Genomic DNA, 26525 nt, shown 5'->3' on the forward strand with positions numbered 1-26525 from the left:
CGTTATCCTCGGCACGGAGCCGACTCTCCTTGCCGCTGACGTTCCTGAACAGCGACCGGCGATATACATTCAAAGGGCGTGCCAGATTCGTGACTGGATATAACTTATTGAAAAGTAACGCTTATATGAAAGCGCGCCAATAAACAGGCAAATGACCGGCCAATAAGCGCATAAATAATGCGCAAATTTTCAAAGATGCACATTATTTATTCATTTGCCTTTTTCCGAATCAAACCTTCCTGCGCAACCGACGCGATCAACTCGCCTGATCGGGTAAAGAGGCTCCCCCGGGTCAGCCCTCTGGCGCCCGAAGCCGACGGGCTGTCCTGCGTATAGAGCAGCCAGTCGTCGAGCTTGCAGGGCCGATGGAACCACATGGAATGATCGAGGCTCGCGACCTGCAGGCTCTGGTCGAAGATCGACGTGCCGTGTGCATAGAGCGAGGTATCGAGCAGCGTCATATCGGAGAGATAGGCAAGGACGGCCGCCTGATAGAGCCGGTCGTCGGGAACCGGGCCGGTTGCGCGCACCCAGACGTCCTGTTTGGGATCGAGCTTCCTGTCGGAAAAATAATGCGTCAGCGAGACCGGACGAATCTCGATCGGCCGCTCGCGCTGCCAGTATTTTCGGATCGCCTCCGGCGCATGCATGAGATACTGCTCCTTGATCTGCTGTTCGCCGAGCAGCGCCTCCGGCAGCTGGACGTCTGGCATGGAGATCTGATGGTCGAAGCCCGGCTCCTCGGCCTGGAAGGAGGCCGACAGCGCGAAGATCGCCCTGCCGTGCTGGATCGCGACGACACGCCGCGTATTGAAGCTCGACCCGTCCCGTATCCGCTCCGCCTGATAGATGATCGGCACCGAGGGATCGCCGGGCCGGATGAAATAGGCATGCAGCGAATGGACGAAACGCTCGCCCTCGATGGTACGCTGCGCCGCCATCAGCGCCTGGCCGATCACCTGGCCGCCGAAGACCCGCTGCCAGCCGGCCTGTGGGCTGCGCCCGCGGAAGATATCGACCTCGATCGGCTCCAGGTCGAGCGTCGAAAGCAGCGTCTCCATCGCCGAAGGCCCTGATGTCTCGCGCGTCATTTTGTATGTCTCCCGGCGGTAGGAAGTGAAGTTGCGATGATCTATATAGATCACATCTGAGACTGAAAGTACGGGAGCGGCGCGATGCTTGATATGCTGGTTGTGGGCGGGGGTTATGTCGGCCTTTCCGCCGCTGTCGCGGTCAAACAGGCAGCACCGCATCTGAATGTCGCCGTCGTCGAGGCGGCCCCCGAGCATGTCTGGAAAAACGATACGCGCGCTTCGGCCGTCATCGCCGCCGCGGCGAAGATGCTCGAGGTCTTCGGCATCTGGAACGAGATCGAGCCGGAAGCCCAGCCGATCACCAAGATGATCGTCACCGACTCCAAAACCTCCGATCCGGTGCGCCCGGTGTTTCTGACCTTCGACGGCGAAGTGGCCGAAGGCCGGCCCTTCGCCCACATGATCCCGAACGTGACGATGGTGGCGGCGCTACGCGGCCTCTGCGCGCGGCTCGGCATCGACATCCGCCACGGGCTCGGCGCCACCGAACTGAAGACCCATGACAGCCATGTCACGGTCACGCTGTCGGACGGCAGCCCGCTGGAGAGCCGGCTGCTGGTTGCCTGCGACGGCGTGCGCTCGACACTGCGCGATCTCGCCGGCATCAAGACCGTCACCTGGAACTACGGCCAGTCCGGCATCGTCACCACGGTCGAACATGAGCGGCCGCATGAGGGCTGCGCCGAGGAGCATTTCCTGCCGGCCGGCCCTTTTGCCATCCTGCCGCTCAGGAACAACCGCTCGTCGCTGGTCTGGACCGAGCGGACGCATGATGCCGACCGGCTGGTCGCCGCCGACGATCTGGTTTTCGAGGAGGAAATGGAACGCCGCTTCGGCCATAAGCTTGGGAGCCTGAAGGTCGTCGGCGACAAGCGCGCCTTCCCGCTCGGCCTGACGCTCGCCCGCGCCTTCGTCGCGCCGCGTTTTGCCCTGGCCGGCGACGCCGCCCACGGCATTCACCCGATTTCCGGGCAGGGTCTCAATCTCGGCTTCAAGGATGTGGCGGCACTCGCCGAAACCATTGTCGAAGCCGATCGCCTCGGCCTCGATATCGGCTCGATCAACATTCTCGAGCGTTACCAGACCTGGCGGCGCTTCGACACCTTCCGCATGGGCATGACGACCGACGTGCTGAACCGGCTCTTCTCCAATGACGCGACGCCGATCCGCATCGCCCGCGACGTCGGCCTCGGCCTCGTCGACCGGCTGCCGCGCCTCAAATCCTTCTTCATCGGCCAGGCAGCGGGAACGACGGCGAAGGACAATCCGCGCCTGCTGGCCGGCCAGACGATCTAGAGAAACCGCCTATTCGTCGAGACGACGGGCTTCGGACACCAGCATGATCGGAATGCCGTCGCGGATCGGATAGGCGAGCTGCGCCTTTTCCGAAACGAGTTCATTGTGTTCGCGATCATAGGAAAGCCGCCCCTTGGAGAGTGGGCAGACCAGGAGTTCGAGCAGTTTCGGATCGACGCGGCTGAGTTTTTCGTCCATGGCCGAAAGTCTACTGCAGAACCGTGTCGGAGTCACCGAAGACCCTCGCCAGCACGATCTCGGTAATAGCGATCAGCGTTTCGGCCCGCGTCTTCAGGTCGGGCGCCTCCAACAGTGCCTGTTTTTCAGCCGGCCCGAACGGCGACATCATCGCCAGCGAATTGACGAGCGTCAGATTGCTCGCCCGCTCGACGCTCTCCCAGTCGGCTTCCAGCTTGTTGGCATCGAGATAGGCCTTGAAGGCGGTCAGCAGGGCGGCGCGGTCGACCGCCTCCTCCTCGTTCGCGGCCGAGAGATCGGCGATAAAAGGGGCGATACGGAAGGTGCGGAAGGGATCGCTGGTGGCTTTCTCCTCCAGCAGCCGAAAGCGGCAGACGCCGGTCAGCGAGACGATATAGCGCCCGTCGCCGGTCTCGGCGAAGGAGGTGATTCGGCCGAGGCAGCCGACAGCGGCAAGGTGCGGATCGCCGCCCTTGTCCTCATGTTCGCCGAGCGCCGGCTGCACCATGCCGATCAGCCGGTTTCCGGTCAGCGCGGCATCCAGCATCGCCAGATAACGCGGCTCGAAAATATTGAGCGGAAGCTGCCCGGCCGGCAGAAGCAGGGCACCGGTCAGGGGAAAGACGGCGATCGTATCAGGCAAATCGCCCGGCTTCAGGTATCTGGCATTACCGACTTGCATGAAACCGTCCCGCATTCTTGTAAACGGGCATGCCCGTTCTGACGAGAATGTGGTGCCCCCGCCCGAAAACGCAAGGGCATATCTGCTAAACTTAGGAGAACAGCATCGCCGAAAGCTTGCGGCGGGCCGCAACCGTCGCCGGATCCTTGAAGCCCCAGACCTCGAAGAACTGCAGCAGCTGGCGCCGCGCCCCGTCATCGTCGAAGGTCCGGTCCTTGCGCATGATCAGCAGCAGGTGCTCGGCCGCTTCGTCGCGCCGGCCTTCGACGTTGCGGATCTTGGCGAGTTTCAGCCGCGCCTCGTGGTCGTCGGGATTGGCAGCCAGGTCGCGTTCGAGCGCAACGGGATCGCCGAGCTTGCGGGCTTCCTCGATCTGTTCGAGCTTTTTCAGCACCGCCTGGATGCCGGCGTCTTTCGCCAGCGCCTCCGGCAGATCAGCCAGAGTTTCGCGCGCCCGCTCATGCTGGTTTGCGGCAATCATGCATTCCGCCATGCCGGCAATCGCCTTGGCATTTTCGGGATCGGCCTGCATTACGGCGGCGTAGAGCTGGGCGGCCTCATTGATATTGCCGGCGGCCAGAAATTCTACCGCTTCGCCAAGCACGGCCTCGATCTCGGCCGCCTCGTCGGCGCCGGCCGGGCCGGCGATGCGATCGATGAACTGGTTGATCTGGCTTTCCGGCACCGCGCCCATGAAGCCGTCGGCGGGACGGCCGTTGACGAAGGCGATGACGGCGGGGATGGACTGGATGCCGAGCTGACCGGCGATCGAGGGATGGTCGTCGATGTTCATCTTGACCAGCTTGACGCGACCCTTGGCTTCGTTGACCACTTTTTCCAAGACCGGCGTCAGCTGCTTGCACGGGCCGCACCAGGGCGCCCAGAAATCGACCAGAACCGGCTGCCTGCGCGATTCCTCGATGACGTCCTTGCCGAAATTGGCGGTCGTCGTGTCGGTGATGTAGCTGCCGGCCGCAGGCGCCGCTTCCGGCTGGGCGCCGAAGCTTGCCGTCGCCGACATCTGATTTCCGAAGGAACCGTTATAGGGATTGTTGCTGCCGCTCATAGGTATCTCCCGCGCGCCGATCCTGCCGGCATCATTGTAGCGCTAAAATCGTATGTCAGGACGTCACTTTCAAGACAAGCGGCTTGTGTCCGGTCGCTTCCATGAAACGGATGAGATCGCCGCTTGCAATCGAGGTCGTCGCATCGTTGGAGAGTGGATGGCAGTTGACGATCTCTTCGCGCATCAGATCGGCATCGAGCACGAAGGTGACGCTCCCTGCCGTATCGTTGATCGCGCCGAAGGCGGTGACCGCGCCGGGAACGACCCCGAGATAGTCCATCAGCTTCTCTGCCCTGCCGAAGGAGACCCGGCCGGACCCGCCGATCAAATTATGCACCTGCTTGAGGTCGACCTCGGCATTTTCCTCCACGGTCAGCAGAAAATACCTGTCCTTCTTATCCTTGATGAAGAGATTCTTGGTGTGGCCGCCGGGAATCTCATCGCGCAGCGCAACCGATTCGGCCACGGTGAAAACAGGCGCATGATCGACCGTCTTATGGGCGATACCGAGCCCGTCGAGGAAGGCGAACAGTTCTTCTCTTGTCTTGGGGGTGTTTTCAGGCATCGGGCAATCCATTGGCGGTGAGGAAAAGTCGAGACGCCCTGATTAAGTCCGCCCACATCATTTGGCAATCTTCGCCACCGACGCTCAACCCCTGCATTTGCGGCCCTTCCGCCTGCCTCATGCGAGCTTGCGAATTTTTCTTCGCCTCTTCGTCATTTCCCTGTTGCATTTGAAAATCCGTTAGGCCATATAGCGCCCGTCGCCACAAGGCGGCGCCCACGGTCCAACGACTACCCCGGACCGATGCGGATTGAGCGGGTGTAGCTCAGGGGTAGAGCACAACCTTGCCAAGGTTGGGGTCGAGGGTTCGAATCCCTTCGCCCGCTCCAGTTTCTCCATCAATACCGAGTAACGGAACGTTACCAGACATGGGTGACAACCCGGTTGCGAACGGGTTGCCGATCGACGCAAGGTTTTCTGCGGCGGTCTCCGTCCAGACGACATGCCCTCCGCCGTCTCGGCGTGTGACGCCCTCAATCGCTCCTTGTCGCGCCATCAGTCACCGCTTTCCTGCCAATTTTGCCGCGCCCGATTGATTCTGCTCAATGCAAAACATGGTGGTATCCGACTAGGCTCTCTGCGTTTGTCGAAAAGCACGGAGTGACGGCATCTGAGGAGATGCAGCCGGAGTTGGATCAACATGCTCGTCAAAGATGTAATGACGACGGCGGTCGTCACACTATCGCCTGACAATAGCGTTCGGCATGCAGCCAAGCTCATGGCCGAGCAGCAGATAAGCGGCGTCCCGGTCGTCGATGATGACGGGCGCTTGCTGGGCGTCATCAGCGAGGGCGATCTGATCCGTCGAACGGAACTGTCGAGCGGCGCATTCGTTCTGAAGGCGGATATGGAGCTTGGACCCGATGAGAGAGCGAACGCTTTTGTAAAACGATGTGCATGGAGAGTGGGCGACGTCATGACCCCCGATCCCCTGACGATCGCCGAAGATGCTACCCTTTCCCGTGTCGCCGAACTCATGCAGGAGCGTGGCATCAAGCGCATTCCTGTGCTGCGGGACGGCAAACTCGTCGGCATCGTCAGCCGCGCCGACCTCCTGCAGGTAATTTACTCGGCAAAACCGGACGACACCGCAGCCGGCGACGAAGCCATTCGACGCAGTATTCTTGTTCGGCTCGGTGAAAATACCGGTCTTGAACGGTTGGATGTGTCCGTCACGGTCACTGAAGGGATCGTGCATTTCTGGGGCAATGTCGAGACGGCCGCCTGCCGCAGGGCCGCGCGGATTTTAGCGGAAGGGGTCCACGGTGTCCGCGGCGTGGTGGAGCATTTCCCGGAATCGCCTCCTCCATAGTGCCACAGTGCCGACATGAGACTGCACCGGCCTTCAGAAAATGAGCCGGCGAGAATCGGCAATATCATTTTGATTGGAGAGTCCGATGGCTTCACTAGAAACGGCAGTGATGAAGAAAACCGCCCCGGCAGTGTCGCGCGGAAAAGCTCCGCTTTCGACCGAGGAGCTCCGCCTGATGGATGCCTACTGGCGGGCATCGAACTATCTGTCGGTCGGGCAGATCTATCTGCTTGACAATCCCCTGCTCAAGAAACCTCTGGCACGCGCGCATATCAAGCCGCGGCTGCTCGGCCATTGGGGAACTTCGCCCGGCCTGAACATGCTCTATGTGCACCTCAATCGGGTGATCAAGCGCGACGACCTCAACATGATCTATGTGATCGGCCCCGGCCACGGTGGACCGTCGCTTGTCGCCCATGCCTATCTGGAGGGGACCTACAGCGAATTCTACCCGAATATCGGTCAGGACGAGGAGGGCATGAAGCGGCTGTTCAAGCAGTTCAGCTTTCCTGGCGGCATTCCGAGCCACGTCGCTCCGGAAACACCGGGGAGCATCCATGAAGGCGGCGAACTCGGTTATGCCCTCAGCCACGCCTATGGCGCCGCCTTCGACAATCCCGATCTGATCGTTGCCTGTGTCGTCGGTGACGGGGAAGCCGAAACCGGGCCTCTCGCCACGGGATGGCATGGAAACAAGTTTCTCAATCCCGCCCGTGACGGATGCGTTCTGCCGATCCTGCATCTCAATGGCTACAAGATCGCCAATCCCTGTTTCCTCGCCCGCATTCCCAAGGAAGAATTGACGAAGTTCTTCGAGGGCATGGGATATGCGCCCCTCTTCGTCGAAGGCCATGAGCCGGATCAGGTGCAGCAGCAGCTTGCCGCAGCCATGGACACCGCCGTCGCGACGATCAAGACGATCTGGTCGCAAGCGCGGGGCAAGGGGAAGATCCGCCGTCCGGCCTGGCCGATGATTGTCTTCCGCACGCCGAAAGGCTGGACCTGCCCGCCCGAAATCGACGGCAAGAAATGCGAAGACTATTGGCGCTCGCACCAGGTTCCGATGGGCGACATGGACAAGCCGGAACATATCAAGGTGCTTCAACACTGGATGAAGAGCTACAGGCCCGAAGAGCTTTTCGACGGCGACGGCAGGTTGCGGTCTGAACTGGCCTCGCTGGCGCCGACCGGGCGTCGCCGGATGAGCGACAATCCGCATGCAAACGGCGGTCTGTTGCTGCGCGATCTGAAGATGCCGGATTTCCGCGATTATGCCGTCTCGGTGCCCAAGCCTGGATCGGTGACCGCAGAATCCGCTCGTGTCATGGGCAAGTTCCTGCAGGATGTGATGAAACTGAACCTTCACAGCGAGAACTTTCGGCTGTTCAGCCCAGACGAGAACAATTCCAACCGCTGGCAGGACGTGCTCGAGGTGACGGATCGCTGCTATATGGCCGAGATCTATCCCGAGGACGATCACCTGTCGCCCGGCGGCCGCGTCATGGAAGTCTTAAGCGAGCATCAATGCCAGGGCTGGCTGGAAGGCTATCTGCTGACCGGGCGTCACGGCTTCTTCTCCTGCTACGAGGCGTTCATTCACATCATCGACTCGATGTTCAATCAGCATGCCAAATGGCTGAAGGTGTGCAACCACATTCCCTGGCGACGGCCGATCGCCTCGCTCAATTATTTCCTGAGTTCGCATGTCTGGAGGCAGGATCACAATGGCTTTTCTCATCAGGATCCTGGCTTCATCGACCACGTGATCAACAAGAAGGCCGAGGTTATCCGGGTCTATCTTCCGCCGGATGCCAATACGCTTCTGTCCGTTACCGACCATTGCCTGCGCAGCCGCAACTATGTGAACGTGGTGGTGGCGGGCAAGCAGCCGGCACCCCAATGGCTCACGATGGACGAGGCCATCAAGCACTGCACCGAAGGCCTCGGCATTTGGGAATGGGCCAGCAATGACCGGGGCTCGGAACCGGATGTGGTCATGGCCTGCTGCGGCGATGTGCCGACGCTCGAGACGCTTGCTGCCGTCCAGATGATCCGCGAGCACCTTCCCCAATTGAAGGTTCGGGTCATCAATGTCGTCAATCTGATGAAGCTGCAGCCCTCGAGCGAACATCCCCATGGGCTTTCGGATGCCGATTTCGATGCGCTTTTCACGAAGGACAAGCCGATCATCTTCGCATTCCACGGATATCCCTGGTTGATCCACCGGCTGACCTATCGGCGAGCCAACCATAAGAACCTGCATGTCCGGGGTTACAAGGAAGAGGGAACGACCACGACGCCGTTCGACATGGTCGTTCTGAACCAGCTCGATCGCTTCCATCTTGTTGAAGACGTCATCGACCGGCTGCCGCAGCTTGGCGCGCGTGCGGCCTACTTCAAGCAGGCAATCCGCGGCAAGCTGATCGAACACCGGCAATATATCGAGGCGCACGGTGATGACATGCCTGAGATCAGCGGCTGGACTTGGGGCGTCAAGAGCACCGCGAAGGGGAAGGCGGCGACCTCCACAGAGGGGGACAATGCCTAGACGGCGACGGGCTGATGCCCACGCTGCTCATGCGTCGGGCGCATCTTGCAAGAACGCGCTGCGTCCGACCGGAGCCGGCCCGGATACTCCACGAAATCATCTCGTCTTCTCGGTGGTTAGCCAGTCATGCCGGAATTGCCGTCAACCGATCCCGAACTGAACCGGATACCGACGGAGGAGGATCTCGGTCGTCTTCAGTTCACGACCTTGCTCTATTATCTGCAATGCACGAATCCGGACAACGGATTGGTCCGCGACAAGACCCAGGCAGGCGCACCGGCGAGCATCGCTGCCATCGGCATGGCGCTTGCCACCATTCCCGTCGTGGTGGAACGCGGCATCGTCATTCGTGAATTTGCCGCCAAGATTGCCCGACGCCGGCTGGAATTCCTGATGTCCTGCCACCAGGGACCGGAGCCGGACGCCTCCGGCTACAAGGGCTTCTTCTACCATTTCCTGGATATCGAGACCGGACGAAGGGTCTGGCAATGCGAACTGTCGACGATCGATTCGGCTTTCCTGTTCGCCGGCGCTCTGACCGTCGCAACCTATTTCGATGCGGACACCGAGGACGAGGCGAAGATTCGGGCGTTGGCGACATCGCTGTATGAGCGGGCGGACTGGAACTGGGCTTGCGACCACGGGGCGACGCTCACTCACGGCTGGCGACCGGAAAACGGCTTCATTCCCTACCGGTGGCGCGGCTATGACGAAGGCCTGCTTCTCTACATTCTCGGCCTCGGCTCACCGAGCCACCCCCTGCCGCCGGAAAGCTACGCGGCCTATACCGACAGCTACGACTGGCGGAATATCTTCGGCCGCGAATTGCTCTATTCCGGACCGCTCTTTACGCATCAGCTTTCACATATGTGGATCGATTTTCGCGACATTCGCGACAAGTTCATGCACGAGCACGGCAGCGATTATTTCCAGAACAGCCGACATGCGACTTTCGTTCAGCAGGAATATGCGATCCGCAATCCGCGGGGCTTTGCGGGCTATGGCGAACATTGTTGGGGTTTCACGGCAAGCGATGGCCCCGGTTGGACCAAGCGAAACATAGACGGCATCGACAGGGAATTCTTCGACTATATCGCACGCGGCGCACCCTACGGGCCGGATGACGGAACGGTATCTCCCTGGGCAGTGGTCGCCTCGCTGCCGTTCGCGCCGGAAATCGTCATTCCGACTGTCAGGAATTTTGCCCTCATGAAACTCGGCATGACACGACTTTACGGGTTCAGGCCATCGTTCAATCGGACATATACGATGAACGGCAAGAACGAGGAATGGTGGGTCAGCCCTTACCATTTCGGCATCGACCAGGGTCCCGTTGTCCTAATGATCGAAAACTATCGAACCGGCCTACTATGGAACATCATGCGTCGGTGCGAGCCGGTAGTAACTGGTTTGAGGCGAGCGGGTTTTTCAGGCGGCTGGCTGTGAGGGTTTCGAGCTGTCAAAGAGGCCGGGCCTCGTCTTCACCCGCAGCCTTTTGATCGATCCACGTCCACGAACCGTCAGGACCATATTCGAGAACGGCATCATAGGCTGAACGCGGCGTGCCCGGTTCGGCGAAGTTGATGCAGGCGATCTTTCGTTCCGCGAGCAGCCTGAGGATTTCGGCAAGATGCTCGTGCCCGAAGACGGCATCGGCTTTTTCCAGGACAATGTATGACGGAGTGGCCGCGAGCGCGCTCGCAAGCGCGACGAGCTGTTGTTCACGCGGCGACAGCAAGCTGGCCCAGTCTTGTTCGCTGTCGAGGTCGCCAGGCATGAGATCGCGGGCGAGCCCGACATTCTTCAGCAAAGCGAGGATTTCAGTATCCGTTGCCTCGGCCGAAGGCTTTGATGGCGCCAGGATCTGGCGCAGGGTTCCGGGACCCGAATAGGTTCGCTGACCGAGAAACCGCACATATTGATGAGATGGGGTGACGATGCGTCCTATCCCCGACATATCGAGTCCCGCCGTGGCCCGGAACAATGCGGCGCCTGCGGCGTCGCCCTCTCCGGTCACGACCACACGTCTGTCGGCCGGGATAAGGACCGACAAGTCCTTCAGCAATACCTCGCCGCTCGGCGATGTCAGCGTCAGGCGTTCGTAAGCGAAAATTCCTTCGGCCTCGATGCGTTCGAAACGCGTATCCGGCGCGCCATGCGCGCTTTCGATCGCCTCAATGAGGGAACTGATGCGCGCTACGACGGCCGCGAAGCTCGAGATCGAGTTGAATTGTGCGACAATGAAGGAAAACGCGCCGACGAGCATCGCAAAGGCTGCCGCCGACTGCGTGATCACGCCAAATTCCATGTCGCCACGCATGAAAACAGGCGCGATGATGACAACCGGCAGGATCTGTATCATCCAGTTATAACCGGTGGTGAAGAACCCGACGTTGCGATTGACGGAAATTATCCGCCTGAAGTTCGCGGCGAGATCGTCGAACTGCCTCGACAATCGGTTGGCATGGCGCTGCTCCGTGCCCTCGATCATGATCGATTCCGCGTTTTCCCGGACGCTGATCAGCCCGGAGCGGAAGGCCGCTTCATTGTCGAGCTGATTATAATTCAGTTTGATCAAAGGCCGTCCCAAGACGATCGTCATAAACGATCCGAAGGCCGCGTAGATGACAGCGGTAAAGAAAAGAAGCGGGCTGATCAGCCATAACACGCTCGAAAAAGTGAAAACCGTCAGCAGGCTGCTGAGCAGCATGAGCAGGAACGAGAGCGTCGTCGTCGCGAATGCCTTTATATCCTCGGCGATCCGCTGATCAGGGAAAGAGAGTGTACCCTGAACGCCGAGCCGGTAGAAAGCACCACCGCTCATATAAAGGCCGATGGCGCGACGGGTTAGGAATTCTCGCCAAAGCAAAGCCAGTCGCTCTTCGGCGAAGCGCGCGATCACCGAGACAATCGTCGAGGCAGCAAAAGCGCCGGCGTAGAGGATCGCCTGGCGGATGAATTCGGCAGTTTGCCTTTCAGCGATGGCAGTCATGAAGTGTCGACCGACGAAGCTGTTGACCACATTCAGAGCGCTGACGCCGCCAAAAAGAGTAATCAGGGAGGCGAGAAGGAAGGTGGCTCGTCCGCCGACGTCGGATGTCATGAAGAGTCTGACCGCGCGGACGAGCCGTGTCGCCGTCACCTTGAGCGGAATTTGCTGCGTGCTCATATTCGCTCCCGCCGTGTCTTGGGGAATGAACTATAGCCTGAAAAATCCACGAGGAAGAGCGCGCACGAAGGACGGACGTGGCTTTTCAGGCACAAGACGGAATACAGCTTCGTGGACGAAGTTCCCGACTGCCGCGAGGCGGCGAGCTTATCGAGGACGATGCGCATACGCCGCTTGCAGCCGGCGCGCGCTTGGTGTCAGATGACCCCGAAATTCCTGTCGGCTGCATTGGCTCCGAAAGGCAGAGCCGACGGCACCACTCCTAGCGTCCTCACTGCTCCCAACATCATTTGAGGTTCCTCATGCGCATCGCCGTCGGTGGCATTCATATCGAATGCAGCACATACAACCCCGTCCTCAACGAGGAGAAGGATTTTCGCGTGTTGCGCGGGCAGGCGTTGCTGGAAGCCCCCTACTTCGCCTTCCTCAAGGATTACGATGCCGAATTCCTGCCGACGATCCATGCCCGCGCCATTGCCGGCGGGCCGGTTGCGCGTGCTACCTACGAGGCGTTCAAGGGTGAATTCCTCGAGCGGCTGAAGCCGCTGCTGCCGCTCGACGGGCTCTATCTCGCCATGCACGGCGCCATGTATGTCGAAGGCATGGAAGATGCCGAGGGCGACTGGATCGGTGCGGCACGGGCGCTGGTCGGCGAGAATTGCACGGTTTCGGCAAGCTACGACCTGCACGGCAACGTCACCCAGCGCATCATCGATGCGCTCGACATCTATTCCACCTATCGCACCGCACCGCATATCGATGTCGAAGAGACGATGCGCCGCTCGGTCTCCATGCTGGTGAAAAGCCTGAAATCAGGCGTGAGGCCGATCGTTCTCTGGGCGCCGATCCCGGTCGTGCTGCCCGGCGAGCGCACCAGCACCGTCGATGAGCCGGCTAAGAGCCTCTATTCGCTGCTGCCCGGGATCGATGCGATCGACGGCGTCTGGGACGCGTCGCTGATGGTCGGTTATGTCTGGGCCGACGAAGCCCGCGCCACCGCCGCCGCCATCATGACCGGCACCGACCGCGCCGTGCTCACGCGCGAGGCCGAACGCCTCGCCAAGGCCTATTGGAACGTGCGTGAAGACTTCGTTTTCGGCTGCGAGACCGGCTCGGTCGAAGAATGTGTCGCAAGAGCCATTACAAGCCCGACCGCGCCCGTCGTGCTTGCCGAATCCGGCGACAACCCCACGGGCGGCGGTGTCGGGGACCGGGCTGAGGTGCTGGCCGAGCTGATTGCCAGGAATGCTGCCGGCGTCGTCTTTGCCGGCATCACCGACAGGGCGGCGACCGAGGCCTGCTATGCCGCCGGCATCGGCGCCGAACTGGAGCTCAGCGTCGGCGCTTCGCTCGACACCAAAGGCAGCAAGCCGGTCAATGCCCGTTTCACCGTCAAATTCCTGCACGAAACCGCAGATCCGACCGACCGCCAGGCCGTGGTTTCCATCGGCGGCATCGATCTCGTGCTCTGCGCCAAACGCCGGCCCTATCACAATATCGTCGATTTCACCCGGCTCGGCCTCGACCCGCACAAGGCAGGGATTATCGTCGTCAAATCGGGTTATCTCTCGCCGGAGCTGGCGCCGATCGCCAATCCGAACCTGATGGCGCTGTCGACCGGCGTCGTCGACCAGTTCGTCGAGCGCCTGCCGCGGCTGCGCAAGCAGCATCCGACCTACCCCTTCGACAAGGACTTTGCCTTCGAGCCGCAGGTCTTCTTCTCCGCACGCGCCTGAGCTTCGACCGATCCGAACGAGATTTGATTTCCCGGAAAGGACATTTGACATGACCGCATTCACCACCCGTCCAGAAATCCTCGGCACCTTCGGCGTCGTCACCTCGACGCACTGGATCGCCTCCGCGGTCGGCATGAGCATTCTCGAAAAGGGCGGCAACGCCTTCGATGCCGCGGTGGCGACGGGTTTCGTGCTGCAGATCGTCGAGCCGCATCTCTGCGGCCCGGGCGGCGACCTGCCGGCGGTGATTTATTCGAAGAGGAACGACAAGGTCGAGGTCATCTGCGCGCAGGGACCCGCCCCCGCCGGCGCCACCATCGAGCACTATACGGCGGAAGGCCTGACGCTCATTCCTGGCGACGGCCTGCTTTCCACGGTCATCCCCGGCTCCTTTGACGGCTGGATGCTGATGCTGCGCGATTATGGCTCGATGAGCGTGCGCGAGGTGTTGGAGCCGGCGATCTACTACGCCGAGCATGGCCATCCCCTGCTGCCGGGTGTCTCCGCCACCATCAAGGGACTGGCCGTCTTCTTCGAGAAGGAATGGCCGACCTCTTACGAGACCTGGCTGCCCGGCGGCAGCGTCCCCGCGGCGCAAGCCAATTTCAGGAACCCGGTGCTTGCCGAAACCTGGAAGCGCGTCATTGCCGAAGCCGAGACGAAACGCGGCCGGGAAGCGCAGGTGGAGGCGGCCCGCGACGCCTTCTATCGCGGCTTCATCACCGAGAAGATCGACGCCTATCTCAAATCAGCCGAGGTGATGGATGCGAGCGGCAACCGCCACAAGGGCGTGCTCACCGCAAACGACATGGCCAGTTGGTCGGCGACGATCGAGGCGCCGCTGACCCATGACTATCACGGCTGGACGATCGCCAAGACCGGCCCCTGGGGCCAGGGTCCGGTTTTCCTGCAGACCCTGTCGATCCTCAAGGGCTTCGATCTCGCCGCGATGGACCCGGCCGGCGCCGATTTCGTCCATACCGTCGCCGAGGCGATGAAGCTCGCCTTCGCCGACCGCGAAGTCTATTACGGCGATCCGGATTTTTCCGAGGTCCCCGTCGCCCATCTGCTGTCGGAGGCCTATGCCGCCGAGCGCCGCAAGCTGATCGGTGCGGAGGCCAGCTTCGATCTTCGCCCCGGCATCGTTCCCGGCTTCGAGGCGCAGCATGATCTGACGATGAAGATGCTCGGCGCAGACTCCAGGACCGGCACCGTCTACGAGCCGACCATGGCGCATCTTTCCGAAAAGCGCGGCGACACCGTGCATATCGACGTGATCGACCGCGATGGCAACATGGTCTCGGTCACGCCCTCCGGCGGCTGGTTGCAATCTTCGCCGACCGTGCCCGGCCTGGGCTTCTGCCTCAATTCCCGCGCCCAGATGTTCTGGCTGAAAGCAGGGCTGCCGACCTCGCTGGCACCGGGCAAACGGCCGCGCACGACGCTGACGCCTTCGCTCGGCCTCTACGAGGGTCGTCCGACGCTTGCCTTCGGCACACCAGGCGGCGACCAGCAGGAGCAATGGCAGCTCTCCTTCTTCCTGCGGCATGTGCACCACAGACTGAACCTGCAGGCGGCGATCGACCAGCCGCTCTTCCACACGTCGCATTTCCCGAGCTCCTTCTATCCCCGCACCCGCGAGCCCGGCGGCCTGATGGTAGAAGCAAATTTCGGCGCCGACGTGCTCGCCGCACTCGCCCGCCAGGGCCACAAGCTGACGGTGGCCGATGAATGGACGATCGGCCGGCTGACCGCAGCAAGACGCGATGCCGACGGATTGATGCGCGCCGCAGCCACCCCCCGCCTGATGCAGGCCTATGCGGTCGGACGATAGCGTCACCGGGCTCTATCGCGAGCGCCGGAGGAAACAAGTATTGCCTGAGATAAGCTGTGCCGGCACGGAGCGTGGCCGCCTTTTTGCTGCACTGCTTATATGACTTCTGCTAGATATTATTTCACCCATAATTGTTAACGACCAAGTCCGCCCATTTGTGTTCTCTTATCTCTACGAATCAAAAAGGTTTGATTTGCCGGGGGACGGCCACCATGTTGAGCATGGGGCGATGCAACAGTTGGGTAGGAGCCTATGCTGCAACGGATCGAAGACATTGATGCAGCACTCGTCGACAGGCTGCAGCATTCGGCATTCAAGTACTTCCTGAAATACTCCAACCCCGAAAATGGCCTGGTGGCCGATACCTCGATCGGTGGCGTGCCGGCGAGCATCGCAGCCGTCGGTTTTGCACTCTCCTCCTATCCCGTCGGTGTCGAGCGCTGCTGGATCAGCCGCGAGGAAGCAGCCGAGCGCACGGTCAATACGCTGCGTTTCTTTGCCGAGGCGCGCCAGGGCGAAGAGCGCCACGCGACCGGCTACCGCGGCTTCTTCTACCACTTCCTGCACATGGATACCGGCAACCGCGCCTGGAACAGCGAGCTTTCGACCATCGATACGGCGCTGCTCGTCGCCGGCATCCTGACGGCAGCGCAATATTTCAATCGCGAAGACGACGAGACCGAAACCGAGATCCGGGAACTCGCCACCTTCATCTATGAGCGCGTCGACTGGCGCTGGGCGCTGAACAAGGGCGACACCATTGCCATGGGCTGGAAGCCCTCTTCCGGCTTCCTGCGCTGGCGCTATCACGGCTTCGACGAGGCGATTATCCTCTACGCGCTGGCGCTCGGCTCGCCGACGCACCCCATCCCGCAGTCATGCTACGACGCCTTTACGTCGAGCTATTCCTGGATGCTGCACGGCGAACAGTCCTATCTCTATGCCGGGCCGCTGTTCATCCATCTCTTCTCGCATGCCTGGATCGATTTCCGCGGCATTCGGGACAAGCCGATGGCCGAGCGCAACTGGGATTATTTCCGCAACACGCAGGTTGTCATCAACGTCCAGCGTGATTATGCCGAGCGCAATCCCGGCCAGTTCGTCGGCTATAACCGGAATATCTGGGGTTTCTCCGCCTGTGACGGCCCGCCGCCGACGCGGCGCATGCGCGGCGGCCGCCAGCCGAAGGTTCTGGGTTACGCCGCCCGCGGCGCCCCGCTCGGCCCCGATGACGGCACGATTGCGCCCTGGGCGGCGCTTGCCTGCCTGCCCTACGACAAGCAGGCCGCTCTCGACGGCACCAAGGCGCTTCTGACCACCTATCCGAACCTGCTCTTGGAAGGCGGCTTTCCCGGCGGCTTCAATCCGACGGTCAAGACCAAGCGGCCGGAAGGCTGGGTCGACGACCGCACCGTCGGCATCGATCAGGGCCTTGTCGTCATGACGATCGAGAACGAGCGCTCCGACTTCATCTGGAAGCTGATGCGGCAATCTCCCGTCATCCGCCTCGGGCTCGAGCGCGCCGGCTTTACCGGCGGCTGGCTCGAAGGCATCGAGCCGGAAGACATGGTGCGCAAGTTCGCCTGAACTCACTGCATGTCACTTAAGCCTCGAAGACATGCGCCTTGCCTGCAATATCCAGGCGAACGAGATCGCCCCGCGCCGGCAGAGCGACACTCGAAGTCTTGATCAGGATCGGCGGCAGGGCAACGCCGTCGAGCGAAACCGCAACGGTGCAGACCGCGCCGCCGAATTCCACCTCGACGACACGTCCGCCATAGCTGCGGTCGCTATCATCGGCAACAACGCGAATCTGCTCGGGCCGCAGCATGATCTCCGCCTTGCCCTGACGACTGCCCTCGACCGCGACATGGCCAAGGGCGCAGTCTGCCAGGCCGTTGCGGATGATGGCGGGGAGCAGCACGGCATCGCCGAGAAACAATGCCGTCTCGCGATCGCGCGGATGCAGATACAAGGATTGCGGCGACCCGGCCTGGATCAGCCGTCCTTCCCTCAGCACCGCCACCTGATCGGCAAAGGTCAGCGCCTCTTCCTGATCATGGGTGACGAGGATGCTGGTGATGCCGGCCGCCTGCAGCACGCGCGCCACCGCCTTGCGCATATTCTCGCGCAGGCCCGTGTCGAGGGCCGAGAACGGTTCGTCGAGCAGCATCAGCCGCGGCTTGCGGCCAAGCGCGCGGGCGAGCGCCACGCGCTGCTGCTGCCCGCCGGACAGCTGATGCGGGCGGCGCACCAGCATGCCGCGATCGAGCTCGACCATATCGAGCAGTTCGAGGATGCGCTTGTCGCGATCGGCGGCCCCGCGCTCGAACCCGAAGCCGATGTTCTCGGCAACGCTCAGGTGCGGAAACAGCGCGCCATCCTGCGAGACGATGCCGATGCCGCGCTTGTGCGCCGGTACTGTCGCCGCACCGTCTGCCAGCACCTCGCCATCCAGCGTCACCCGGCCGACATCGGGCTGCTCGAAGCCGGCAATGATGCGCAGCAGCGTCGTTTTGCCCGAACCGGACGGGCCGACGACGGCGGTGCGGCTGCCGGCCTGGACGTCGAGCGAAATATCCTTCAACGCCTGCACCGGCCCATAGCGCTTGCTGATGTTTTCGATCGTAAGCAGCGTCATTGGCCGACGGTCCGTTTCGATTGGGTATAGAGTGTCAGGGTGAGCGGCAGCGACAGAACCACCATCATGAAGGCATAGGGTGCGGCCGAGACGTAATCGATCTCGCTGGTCAGCGACCAGAATTTCGTCGCCAGCGTATCGACGCCGTTGGGCGACAGCATCAGCGTCGCCGTCAGTTCATTGGTAATGCCGAGTGCGGTGAGCGCCACGCTGGCGGCGGCTCCGGGCGCTGCAAGCCGCATGGTGATCTGCCGAACCGCCTGGCCCGGCGTGCGGCCGAGGCCCATTGCGGCGCGCTCTAGCTCCACCGGGGCCTGGGCGATGCTGGCGCGCAGCCCGACCATGGCGCGCGGCAGGAAGAGCATCACATAGGCGACGATGAGCGTTGCGAAGGTCTGATAAAGCGGCAGCACGAGGCGCACGGTGATCGTCACCAGCGCCAGCGCCACGACGACGCCCGGCAGCGAGCCGACATAATAGTGGCAGGCTTCGAGCACACGCTGGAAGCGGCCGGGCGCCCGCACCGAAAGCCAGGCCATCGGTGCCGCGGCAATCGTCGCCAGCACGCCGCCGACAACGGCAAGCACGATCGTCTGCAGGAAGGCGCTGCCGACCTCGATGCGCCAGATATCGATGCCGCCGAGATAGAGCCAGCGGCCGAGCGTCACCAGCGGCACGCCGAGTGTCAGCACCGCCAGGACGACCGGCAGCAAAACGGCCGGCACCACGAACCAGCCCAGCCGCCGGCGGTCCGCCGGACGCGGCGAGCCGGAGCCGACGCGGGCGTAACGTTCGTTGCCGCGCACCAGCACCTCGAAGCCGAGCAGGAAAAGACAGCAGGCGACGAGCACGCCGCCGAGCATGTTGGAGGCCGGGCTGTTGTAGGAGGACTGGAACTGGTCGACGATGGCGGTCGCGAAAGTGTCGAACCGGATCATCACGAACAGGCCGTATTCCGACAGCAGATGCAGCGCGATCAGCAGCGAGCCGCCGCAGAGGGCCAACCGGAGCTGCGGCAGCACGGCGCGGAAGAACACCCGCCAGGGATTGAGGCCGAGCGAGGCTGCCGCATCCTCGATCGCCGGATCGAGACGGCGCAATGCTGCGGCAACCGGCAAGTAGAGGAAGGGATAATAGGCGAGGACCGAGACGAAGACGCCGCTCTGCAGGCCGCGCATGCCGGGAACGAGGCTGACCCAGGCATAGCTGTGCACGAAGGCTGGCACGGCGAGCGGAGCAATGGCAAGCCAGGCCCAGAGCCGCGCGAAAGGAATGTCCGTCCGCTCGGTCAGCCAGGCGAGCGTCACGGCAAGCGCGATCGACAGCGGAATCGTGATTGTTTCAAGCAGAACTGTATTGACGAGGAGATCGCCGACCCGCGGCCGAAAGACCAGCGCCTTCACCGTTTCCCAGCCGACATCGTAGGTGACCCAGCCGATGAAGCCGAGCGGCACGAGGCTGAAGATCGCGACCACGGTTGCCAGCAGGATCACCGAAGCGTGCGGCATGCGTCCGCGCGGCAAAATCATTCGCACGGTCCTCGGCGCCACCGGCGCTTCGTTGCCGGATGCGAGCAATCTGTTGTCCTGCAGCAAGGCCGATGCCTTCACACGCTGAAAAAGGAAGGCAACCGCCTTTGAAGGACGGTTGCCGGATATCGTCATGCCCTAAGGTTTTCTTGAGCCAAAAGCAACAGTTTTGGCCGAAGCAGGCCTGCGGCAGAAAAGTTAGATCAGGCCGGCCGCCGTCATCAGTTCCACGACCTTCTTGCTATCCAGCGTCGAAGCTTCGACTTTCGGCGCATTGAGATCGGCAAGCGGCGTCAGCTTGTCGTTGGAGGGTGCATCCTTGCCGACGGCATATTCATAGGAATCGCCGTCCTTAAGAACCTTCTGGCCCGATTTGCTGGTGAGGAACTTCAGGAAAGCCTGGGCGTCCTTCATGTGCTGCGTCGACTTCAGGATGCCGCCGCCCGAAACGCTGACGAAAGCGCCCGGATCCTGGTTCTTGAAGTAATGCATTCCGACATTCTTGCTGTTCTCGCCGGTTTTGGCCTGATCGCCGAACCAGTAATAGTGATAGATGACCGCGCCTTCGACTTCGCCGGCATTGACGGCCTTCATGGCGACGCTGTTGCCCTTGTAGGGCGTGGCATTGTCCTTGAGGCCCTTCAGCCATGCCTTGGTTGCATCTTCACCCTTCAATTGCAGCAGGGCTGCGACGATGGCCTGGAAGTCGGCGCCGGCGGGTGCCGCACCCCAGCGGCCCTTCCAGGCCGGATCCTGGAGGTCGAGCAGCGACTTCGGCAGCTTGTCTTCGCTGAGCTTCGTTTTGTCATAGGCAAAAACGGTGGTGCGGGCGGCAATACCGGTCCACATGCCGTCAACCGGGCGATACTGCTCCGGAACCTGATCCAGCGTTTCCTTTTCGATGGGGGCGAAGAGGCCCGCGCCATCGACCAGCGTCATGGCAGGCGAATTCTCGGTCAGGAAGACGTCGGCCGGCGAGGCGTCGCCTTCCTGGATGATCTGGTTGGCGAACTGCATGTCGCTGCCCTGGCGCATGGTGACCTTGATGCCGGTCTCCTTGGTGAAGGCATCGATCCATTCGCGGCCGAGGCTTTCGTGCTGGGCATTGTAAACGACGAGACCTTCATCCTGCGCATGCGCGCTGCCCGCAAGTGCGGTGGCGGAAAGAAGCGAAGCGGCAAGCGCGAGGGAAAAACGGTTAAGAGCAGTTTTCAAGATGGCCTCCGTAGCGATGTCACCCAAATTCTCAAAGGGCGATCAGAGGCGTATATTTTTCCTGACTGCCAATTTCAAGTTTGGCTTGGCCGGAAAAGACATCACAATATCTTGACGAAATATTTCATATTACGAGGGAATAAATTTCAATCGGTCAAAAAAGGCGACGCCCTGGCAAGCGCCGCCTCTTCTTTCAGCCGGCTTATTCGACGTCGAACTTGACGCCCTGGGCGAGCGGCAGCGTCCTGCCGTAATTGATCGTGTTGGTGGCGCGGCGCATATAGGCCTTCCAGGCATCCGAGCCGGATTCGCGACCGCCGCCGGTTTCCTTCTCGCCGCCGAAGGCGCCGCCGATCTCGGCACCGGAGGGACCGAGGTTGACATTGGCAATGCCGCAATCCGAACCGCGGGCGGAGACGAAGGTTTCAGCCTCGCGCATGTCGTTGGTGAAGATCGACGACGACAGTCCCTGCGGCACGGCATTGTGCAGCGCCAGCACCGCATCGAAATCGCTGTATTTCATCACATAGAGGATCGGCGCGAAGGTCTCGTGCTCGACCGGGCCGGTCTGATCAGGCATTTCGACGAGAGCCGGGCGAACGTAGAAAGCATCGGTCAAACCGTTGCCGACGCGCTCGCCACCGGTCACCGTGCCGCCGGCCGATTTCGCCTCGCCAAGCGCGGCCTGCATCTTCTCGAAAGCCTGGCCGTCGATCAGCGGTCCGACAAGCGTGCCGCTTTCCAGCGGATTGCCGATGGTGACGGAGCCATAGGCCTTCTGCAGGCGCGGCACCAGCTGGTCGTAGACGCTCTCATGCACGAAGAGACGGCGCAGCGTCGTGCAGCGCTGGCCCGCCGTACCCATGGCGGAGAAGGCAACGCCGCGCAACGTCAGATCGAGATCGGCGCTCGGGCAGACGATCGCCGCATTGTTGCCGCCGAGTTCGAGAATGCCGCGGGCAAAACGCTGCGACAGGCGCGGACCGACCGCGCGGCCCATGGCCGTCGAGCCGGTGGCGGAGACGAGCGGGATCTTCGGATGGTCGACCAGCACTTCGCCGACATCGCGGCCGCCGATGATCAGCGTCGACAGATTGGCCGGCGCCGTGCCGCCCTCGGCGACGAAACGCTTCAGCGCCTTCTCGAACAGCGCCTGCACGGCAAGCGCCGTCAGCGGCGTCTTTTCCGAAGGCTTCCAGACGGTGGAATTGCCGCAGACCATCGCCAGCGCCGCATTCCACGACCAGACGGCGACTGGGAAATTGAAGGCCGAGATGATGCCGACCACGCCGAGCGGATGCCAGCTTTCCATCATCCGGTGCTCGGAGCGCTCGGTGGCGATCGTCAGGCCGTAGAGCTGGCGGGAAAGACCGACGGCGAAATCGCAGATGTCGATCATCTCCTGCACTTCGCCCAGACCTTCCGACGTGATCTTGCCGACCTCGATCGAGACGAGACGGCCGAGTGCCGCCTTGGCAGTGCGCAGTTCCTCGCCGAGCAGGCGGACCAGTTCACCGCGCTTCGGCGCCGGCACCGCACGCCATTCGAGGAAGGCCTGGTGCGCCGCTTCGATCGCCGCTTTCGTCTCGGAAACGGAATGCTCCCTGAGCTTGCCGATTTCCTTGCCTGTCACCGGCGAGGTGACGGACAGCGTGCCGCCGTGATAGCGGCCGGCATCGACGCCGAGTTCGGCGAGCAGCTTGGCGGTTTCGGTGGCGAGATCGAGGACGGCGATGGTCATTGTCGTGGTTCCAATCTTATTTTTCCCGGAAGCGTTCATCGCTTCCAGAAGCGTTGATCGTTTCTAGAAGCGGGCATCGGCGAAATGGGCGAGCTGAGCGCCGGCTTCGTACCATAGTTCTTTCAGCGCACGGAAGCTCGGTTCGGTCGGCGACGTCGGCGGCAGCGGCAGATCGGCTTCGCTGAGCCGGCCGAGAATATGGTCCGCCAGCGTCCGGCCGAAGACTGTGCCGGGCGCAATGCCGCGGCCATTGTAACCCGAAAAGCCGACAACCCCAGGCGCGAATTTGTGGAAGCGCGGCAGCGCATTGTCGGTCATGCCGATATGGCCATACCATTCGCATTCGAATTCGACATCGCCGATAACAGGGAAGAGCCGCTTCAAGGCACGTTTGGCCCAGCCTTTGTGCACGGCGAGCCCGGTATTGCGCAGCGCCCCGACACTGCCGAAAACGAGACGGCCGGCCTGGTCCATGCGGAAGGAGGAGAGGATTTCCTTGGTATCCCATGCGCCTTCGCGCCCCGGCAGGATCGACTGACGCAGATTATGGCCGAGCGGCACGGTGGCGAAGTTGAAATAGGGCAGATAGACCTGTTCGTTGCGCACCTGCTCGAAAGGACCGGTGCTGTAGGCATCGGTCGCAACGATGATCCAGTCGGCGCTGACCTCGCCCTTTGCCGTCTTCACGATCCAGCGGCTGCCGTTCTGCTCCGTTGCAATGACAGGGCTGGACGTATGAATGGCAACGCCGGCCTTGACGGCGGCATGGGCAAGGCCGCGGGCATAGGCAAGCGGCTGCAGCGTTCCGGCGCGTTTATCGAGCAGCGAACCGGTATAGGCATCGCTGCCGATGCGTTTGGCCGTCTCCGCCGCATCGAGCAGCGTCACCGGCGCGCCGCGCGCCGACCATTGCGCCGCGCGTTCCTCGATCTCCTTCAGCCCGTCGGCGCCGACCGCGCAATGCAGCGTGCCGTTGCGTTCGAGTTCGCAGGCGATGCCATGCTTGTCGATCAGCTCCATGACCAGTTTCGGCGCATTGCCGAGCAGATCGAGCAGGCGTTCGCCATGCACCGGGCCGAGCACGCCGGGAAGGTCGTCGGGCATCACCCACATGCCGGCATTGATCAGGCCGACATTGCGCCCCGCGCCGCCGAAACCGATCTCCTTCGCCTCCAGCAGCACCACCTTCGAGCCGGCGTCGGCAAGGTGCAGAGCGGAGGAGAGACCGAGGTAACCGCCGCCGACGATGACGACATCGGCCGACACCGCGCCTTCGAGAGGCGAAGTCGCCGGCGGTTCGGGTGCGGTCTTTTCCCAGAGGCCGTGGGAGCGCGGATCATTCAGCATGGTTTGGTCCGATCGGATCGAAATTGCGCTACTCTAACCCATAAAACCGAGTGTTGAAGCCGGCATTTCAAGCGACGGTCTTCAGCTGCAGGCCTGCAAGGCCGAGTGCTTCCATCGCCGCATTCAACGAGGTCGCCTGCCGCTCGGCATAAAGCACCAGCTCGTCCTGAACGGTGGCGCCGAGCGCCGCCTCGAAGGCATCGCGGTTGGAATGCGTCGCATAATTCTGCTGCTGATCGGTGCCGAGGTTCGACTGGAAAATGCCGGCCGCGCTGACGGGCAGGAAGTCTTCATAGACGATCGGCGCGAAGGCAAGATAACCCTTGGCGATCAGCGCCTCGGGATCGCCGGCCAGCGTGCCGCCGACCGCGGCGGCAATGCCTGCAGGCGTCGCGGAATAGCGGAAGAAGGCCAGACCTTGCCGGCGCAGCTCATCCCAGCTGTCCGGCAGCGCCTTGAAGCGCTCGGCGAGTTCCTGGTCGTAGGTGCCGGCCTTGGCGCCGCCGGCGCCGACCTGCACTTCGCCGCGAACCGAGGCGAGCAGCCGGTCGTAGAGCGCCCGGCCCTTGGCCGTCAGCGCCACGCCGCGCTGTTCGATTTCGCCGAAACGGGCGGTATGCGTCCCCTGAACCGCAGCCGTGTCGCCGGAGAAGATGATCGCTTCCTCCAGCGCCTTGAAACTCGTCTGCCGCAGCAGGATATCGCAATGACGGCGCGGCGGCCCTTCGATGACGGCCTTCGGCGTGATGCCGCGTTCCGGCATACGGGCCTGGACCGCGTCGATATCGAGCGTGCGCGGCGTCAGATGGTTGATATGCGGCCCCTTGAAGCTGACGACATCGGCGATCAGCCGGTGCGCATCGTGCAGGCGTTTGTAGGTCTCGGCGCTGACCGTCGCCTCGCCGTGCCAGCGGAAGGTTTCAAGCGCCTCGGCGACGAATTCCCGCGCTTCCGCCTCGGTCAGGCCGCCATTCTGCTCGTGACGCTCGATCAGCGCGACGGCGCGTGGCGTATAGATGCGCCGCGCGGCCAGAATGGCTTCGGCTTCGGCGCGCAGTCCTTCGTCCTCGATCAGTTCCAATCGCAACAGCGAGGTGAAGACGCGGAACGGATTGACGTTGAGCGCCGCCTCGTCGATCGGCCGGAAGCTGGTGGAATGAACCGGCACCCCGGCGACCGAGAGATCGTAATAACCGACCGGCTGCATGCCCATGACCGCAAACAGACGGCGGATGGTGAAGAGCTCCTCTGCCGTGCCGAGCCGGATGGCACCGTGGCGCTCGACATCGATGCGCTCCAGCTCGCCGGCCTGGGTCAGGCGCTCGCGCAGATCGGGATCCTTGTCGAGGCAGCCGGCATTCACATCCGCCACCAGTTCGATCAGCGTGCCATATTGCGGCACTTCCGCCCGGTACATCTGCGACATCGCTTCGGTGAACAGCGAGCGGATACGGTCTGTGGAAACGAAGACTTGCGGCATCTGAGAACTCCGGCTCATTCCGTTTTTGCAGGATGAGCCTCTTTACTTCAGTCACAAAGCCGGAAATATCGACAATTTGGAAATAGCTCATTCTGAAATGGAATGAACATGTTCGCTTCAAGGCGTTTTCTGCCGTCGATTTCACATCTCGCCGCCTTCGAGGCGGTCGCCCGCACCGGCAGCGTCACGGCGGCCGCGCGCGAACTCGATCTGACCCAGAGCGCCGTCAGCCGCCAGGTCAGCGCGCTGGAGGAGCAGCTCGGCGTCGAGCTCTTCCTGCGCGAACGCCAGACCATGCGGCTGACGCTCGCCGGCGACAGTTATGCCCGCGAAATCCGCGAGGCGCTGCGGCGCATCTCGAGCGCTTCGCTGAACCTGCGCGCCAATCCGCATGGCGGCACGCTCAATCTCGCCATCCTGCCGACCTTCGGCACACGCTGGCTGGCGCCGCGCCTCGGGCGTTTCCTCGCCGCCAATCCCGGTGTGACCATCAATCTGGTGACCCGGCTTTCGCCCTTCGATTTTCGTCTCGATTCGATCGACGCCGCCATCCATTTCGGCCACCCGCACTGGCCGGGCGCCGAACTCGTCTTCCTGATGTCCGAGCGCACGGTCCCGGCCTGCAGCCCCGATTTTCTGAAGCGATACGCGATCTCCGGGCCGCAGGATCTGCTTGCCGTCCCGCTTCTGCATCTGACGACGCGCCCGGATGCCTGGGAGCAATGGTTTGCCGGCAACGGCGTTTCCTTCGAAAACGTCCACGGCATGCTGTTCGACCAGTTCGCCACCGCCGCGCAAGCCGCGATCGCCGGCCTCGGCGTCGCCCTGTTGCCGACATTCCTGATGCAGGAAGAGATCAGGCGCGGCGATCTCGTCGCCGCGATCGATCGTGAAATGGAGAGCCGCGAGCGCTATTATCTCGCCTTTCCCAGAGAGCGCGCCGACTATGCGCCGCTGGCCGCCTTTCGCGACTGGATCGTTGCGGAAGCCGCCGCCAATCCGGCGGCGTGACGAACGGCTTGCATCGGCAGGGCGCTTTCGACCATTATATCAGCCAACCAACATTTGCAGG

The 26525-nt window shown here is 62.2% G+C and carries 20 protein-coding genes and 1 tRNA gene; 9 read left to right on the forward strand and 12 right to left on the reverse strand.

The window, feature by feature from the left end:
• Positions 1-206 precede the first annotated feature (206 nt).
• Positions 207-1091 (reverse strand): acyl-CoA thioesterase II, encoded by an 885-nt coding sequence (gene tesB, locus CO666_RS01275; protein WP_097610355.1) that lies wholly within the window; start codon positions 1089-1091, stop codon positions 207-209.
• An 84-nt stretch (positions 1092-1175) separates the two neighbouring features.
• Between tesB and CO666_RS01280 the strand changes: the two genes are divergently transcribed.
• Positions 1176-2390, forward strand: a complete 1215-nt coding sequence (locus CO666_RS01280; protein WP_097610356.1) for a ubiquinone biosynthesis hydroxylase — start codon at positions 1176-1178, stop codon at positions 2388-2390.
• A 9-nt stretch (positions 2391-2399) separates the two neighbouring features.
• Here the strand turns inward: CO666_RS01280 and CO666_RS01285 are convergent, their stop codons facing one another.
• The 4 genes from CO666_RS01285 to CO666_RS01300 form a co-directional block, all read right to left on the reverse strand.
• Entirely contained in the window at positions 2400-2588 is a 189-nt protein-coding gene (locus tag CO666_RS01285) for a Trm112 family protein (protein ID WP_003567459.1), read from the reverse strand.
• Between the two features lie 10 nt (positions 2589-2598).
• Positions 2599-3285 carry an LON peptidase substrate-binding domain-containing protein gene (locus tag CO666_RS01290; RefSeq protein ID WP_171898278.1) on the reverse strand — a complete coding sequence of 229 codons (687 nt, stop codon included), beginning with the start codon at positions 3283-3285 and terminating at the stop codon, positions 2599-2601.
• Between the two features lie 76 nt (positions 3286-3361).
• The gene (gene trxA / locus CO666_RS01295; protein WP_097610357.1) at positions 3362-4336 is read right to left on the reverse strand and encodes a thioredoxin; all 975 of its coding nucleotides are present in this window, start codon (positions 4334-4336) and stop codon (positions 3362-3364) included.
• A 55-nt stretch (positions 4337-4391) separates the two neighbouring features.
• Complete coding sequence (locus CO666_RS01300; RefSeq protein WP_097610358.1) at positions 4392-4901, reverse strand: prolyl-tRNA synthetase associated domain-containing protein; 510 nt, start codon at positions 4899-4901, stop codon at positions 4392-4394.
• A gap of 254 nt (positions 4902-5155) precedes the next feature.
• Here CO666_RS01300 and CO666_RS01305 point away from each other — a divergent pair.
• The 4 genes from CO666_RS01305 to CO666_RS01320 all read left to right on the forward strand — a co-directional run bounded on the left by CO666_RS01305 (position 5156) and on the right by CO666_RS01320 (position 10207).
• Positions 5156-5230: transfer RNA gene (locus CO666_RS01305), tRNA-Gly, on the forward strand.
• Positions 5231-5541: 311 nt separating this feature from the next.
• Positions 5542-6213 (forward strand): CBS domain-containing protein, encoded by a 672-nt coding sequence (locus CO666_RS01310; RefSeq protein WP_097610359.1) that lies wholly within the window; start codon positions 5542-5544, stop codon positions 6211-6213.
• An 85-nt stretch (positions 6214-6298) separates the two neighbouring features.
• Positions 6299-8761, forward strand: coding sequence for a phosphoketolase family protein (locus CO666_RS01315; RefSeq protein WP_097610360.1), 2463 nt, complete (start codon positions 6299-6301; stop codon positions 8759-8761).
• 126 nt (positions 8762-8887) lie between these two features.
• A complete protein-coding gene (locus tag CO666_RS01320) occupies positions 8888-10207 on the forward strand; it encodes a glucoamylase family protein (RefSeq protein WP_179869594.1) in 1320 nt (439 codons plus the stop codon).
• A gap of 13 nt (positions 10208-10220) precedes the next feature.
• On the opposite strand, the gene CO666_RS01325 is transcribed toward CO666_RS01320, so the two are convergent.
• Positions 10221-11930, reverse strand: a complete 1710-nt coding sequence (locus tag CO666_RS01325) for an ABC transporter ATP-binding protein/permease (RefSeq protein ID WP_097610361.1) — start codon at positions 11928-11930, stop codon at positions 10221-10223.
• A 302-nt stretch (positions 11931-12232) separates the two neighbouring features.
• On the opposite strand from CO666_RS01325, the gene CO666_RS01330 reads away from it, so the two are divergent.
• The 3 genes from CO666_RS01330 to CO666_RS01340 all read left to right on the forward strand — a co-directional run bounded on the left by CO666_RS01330 (position 12233) and on the right by CO666_RS01340 (position 17087).
• Positions 12233-13666 carry a M81 family metallopeptidase gene (locus tag CO666_RS01330; protein WP_097610362.1) on the forward strand — a complete coding sequence of 478 codons (1434 nt, stop codon included), beginning with the start codon at positions 12233-12235 and terminating at the stop codon, positions 13664-13666.
• A 49-nt stretch (positions 13667-13715) separates the two neighbouring features.
• The gene (locus CO666_RS01335; RefSeq protein ID WP_097610363.1) at positions 13716-15500 is read left to right on the forward strand and encodes a gamma-glutamyltransferase family protein; all 1785 of its coding nucleotides are present in this window, start codon (positions 13716-13718) and stop codon (positions 15498-15500) included.
• Positions 15501-15752: 252 nt separating this feature from the next.
• A complete protein-coding gene (locus CO666_RS01340; protein WP_097610364.1) occupies positions 15753-17087 on the forward strand; it encodes a glucoamylase family protein in 1335 nt (444 codons plus the stop codon).
• A gap of 16 nt (positions 17088-17103) precedes the next feature.
• Here the strand turns inward: CO666_RS01340 and CO666_RS01345 are convergent, their stop codons facing one another.
• The 6 genes from CO666_RS01345 to hglS form a co-directional block, all read right to left on the reverse strand.
• Positions 17104-18141: an ABC transporter ATP-binding protein gene (locus tag CO666_RS01345; RefSeq protein WP_097610365.1), complete on the reverse strand. Its 1038-nt coding sequence runs from the start codon at positions 18139-18141 to the stop codon at positions 17104-17106.
• Positions 18138-19805, reverse strand: coding sequence for an ABC transporter permease (locus CO666_RS01350; RefSeq protein ID WP_097610366.1), 1668 nt, complete (start codon positions 19803-19805; stop codon positions 18138-18140). The genes CO666_RS01345 and CO666_RS01350 overlap by 4 nt, the downstream gene beginning before the upstream one ends.
• Positions 19806-19868: 63 nt before the next feature.
• Complete coding sequence (locus CO666_RS01355; RefSeq protein WP_097610367.1) at positions 19869-20885, reverse strand: iron ABC transporter substrate-binding protein; 1017 nt, start codon at positions 20883-20885, stop codon at positions 19869-19871.
• Positions 20886-21087: 202 nt separating this feature from the next.
• Positions 21088-22626: an L-piperidine-6-carboxylate dehydrogenase gene (gene amaB / locus CO666_RS01360; protein ID WP_097610368.1), complete on the reverse strand. Its 1539-nt coding sequence runs from the start codon at positions 22624-22626 to the stop codon at positions 21088-21090.
• Between the two features lie 63 nt (positions 22627-22689).
• Positions 22690-23973 (reverse strand): NAD(P)/FAD-dependent oxidoreductase, encoded by a 1284-nt coding sequence (locus CO666_RS01365; protein ID WP_097610369.1) that lies wholly within the window; start codon positions 23971-23973, stop codon positions 22690-22692.
• 67 nt (positions 23974-24040) lie between these two features.
• A complete protein-coding gene (hglS, locus tag CO666_RS01370; RefSeq protein WP_097610370.1) occupies positions 24041-25471 on the reverse strand; it encodes a 2-oxoadipate dioxygenase/decarboxylase HglS in 1431 nt (476 codons plus the stop codon).
• An 84-nt stretch (positions 25472-25555) separates the two neighbouring features.
• Here hglS and CO666_RS01375 point away from each other — a divergent pair, with 84 nt between their 5' ends.
• On the forward strand, positions 25556-26464 hold the full coding sequence (locus CO666_RS01375; protein ID WP_097610371.1) for a LysR family transcriptional regulator: 909 nt from the start codon (positions 25556-25558) through the stop codon (positions 26462-26464).
• Positions 26465-26525: the final 61 nt, after the last annotated feature.

It is taken from the genome of Rhizobium chutanense, from assembly GCF_002531935.1.
In the GTDB taxonomy this organism is placed as follows: Bacteria; Pseudomonadota; Alphaproteobacteria; order Rhizobiales; family Rhizobiaceae; genus Rhizobium; species Rhizobium chutanense.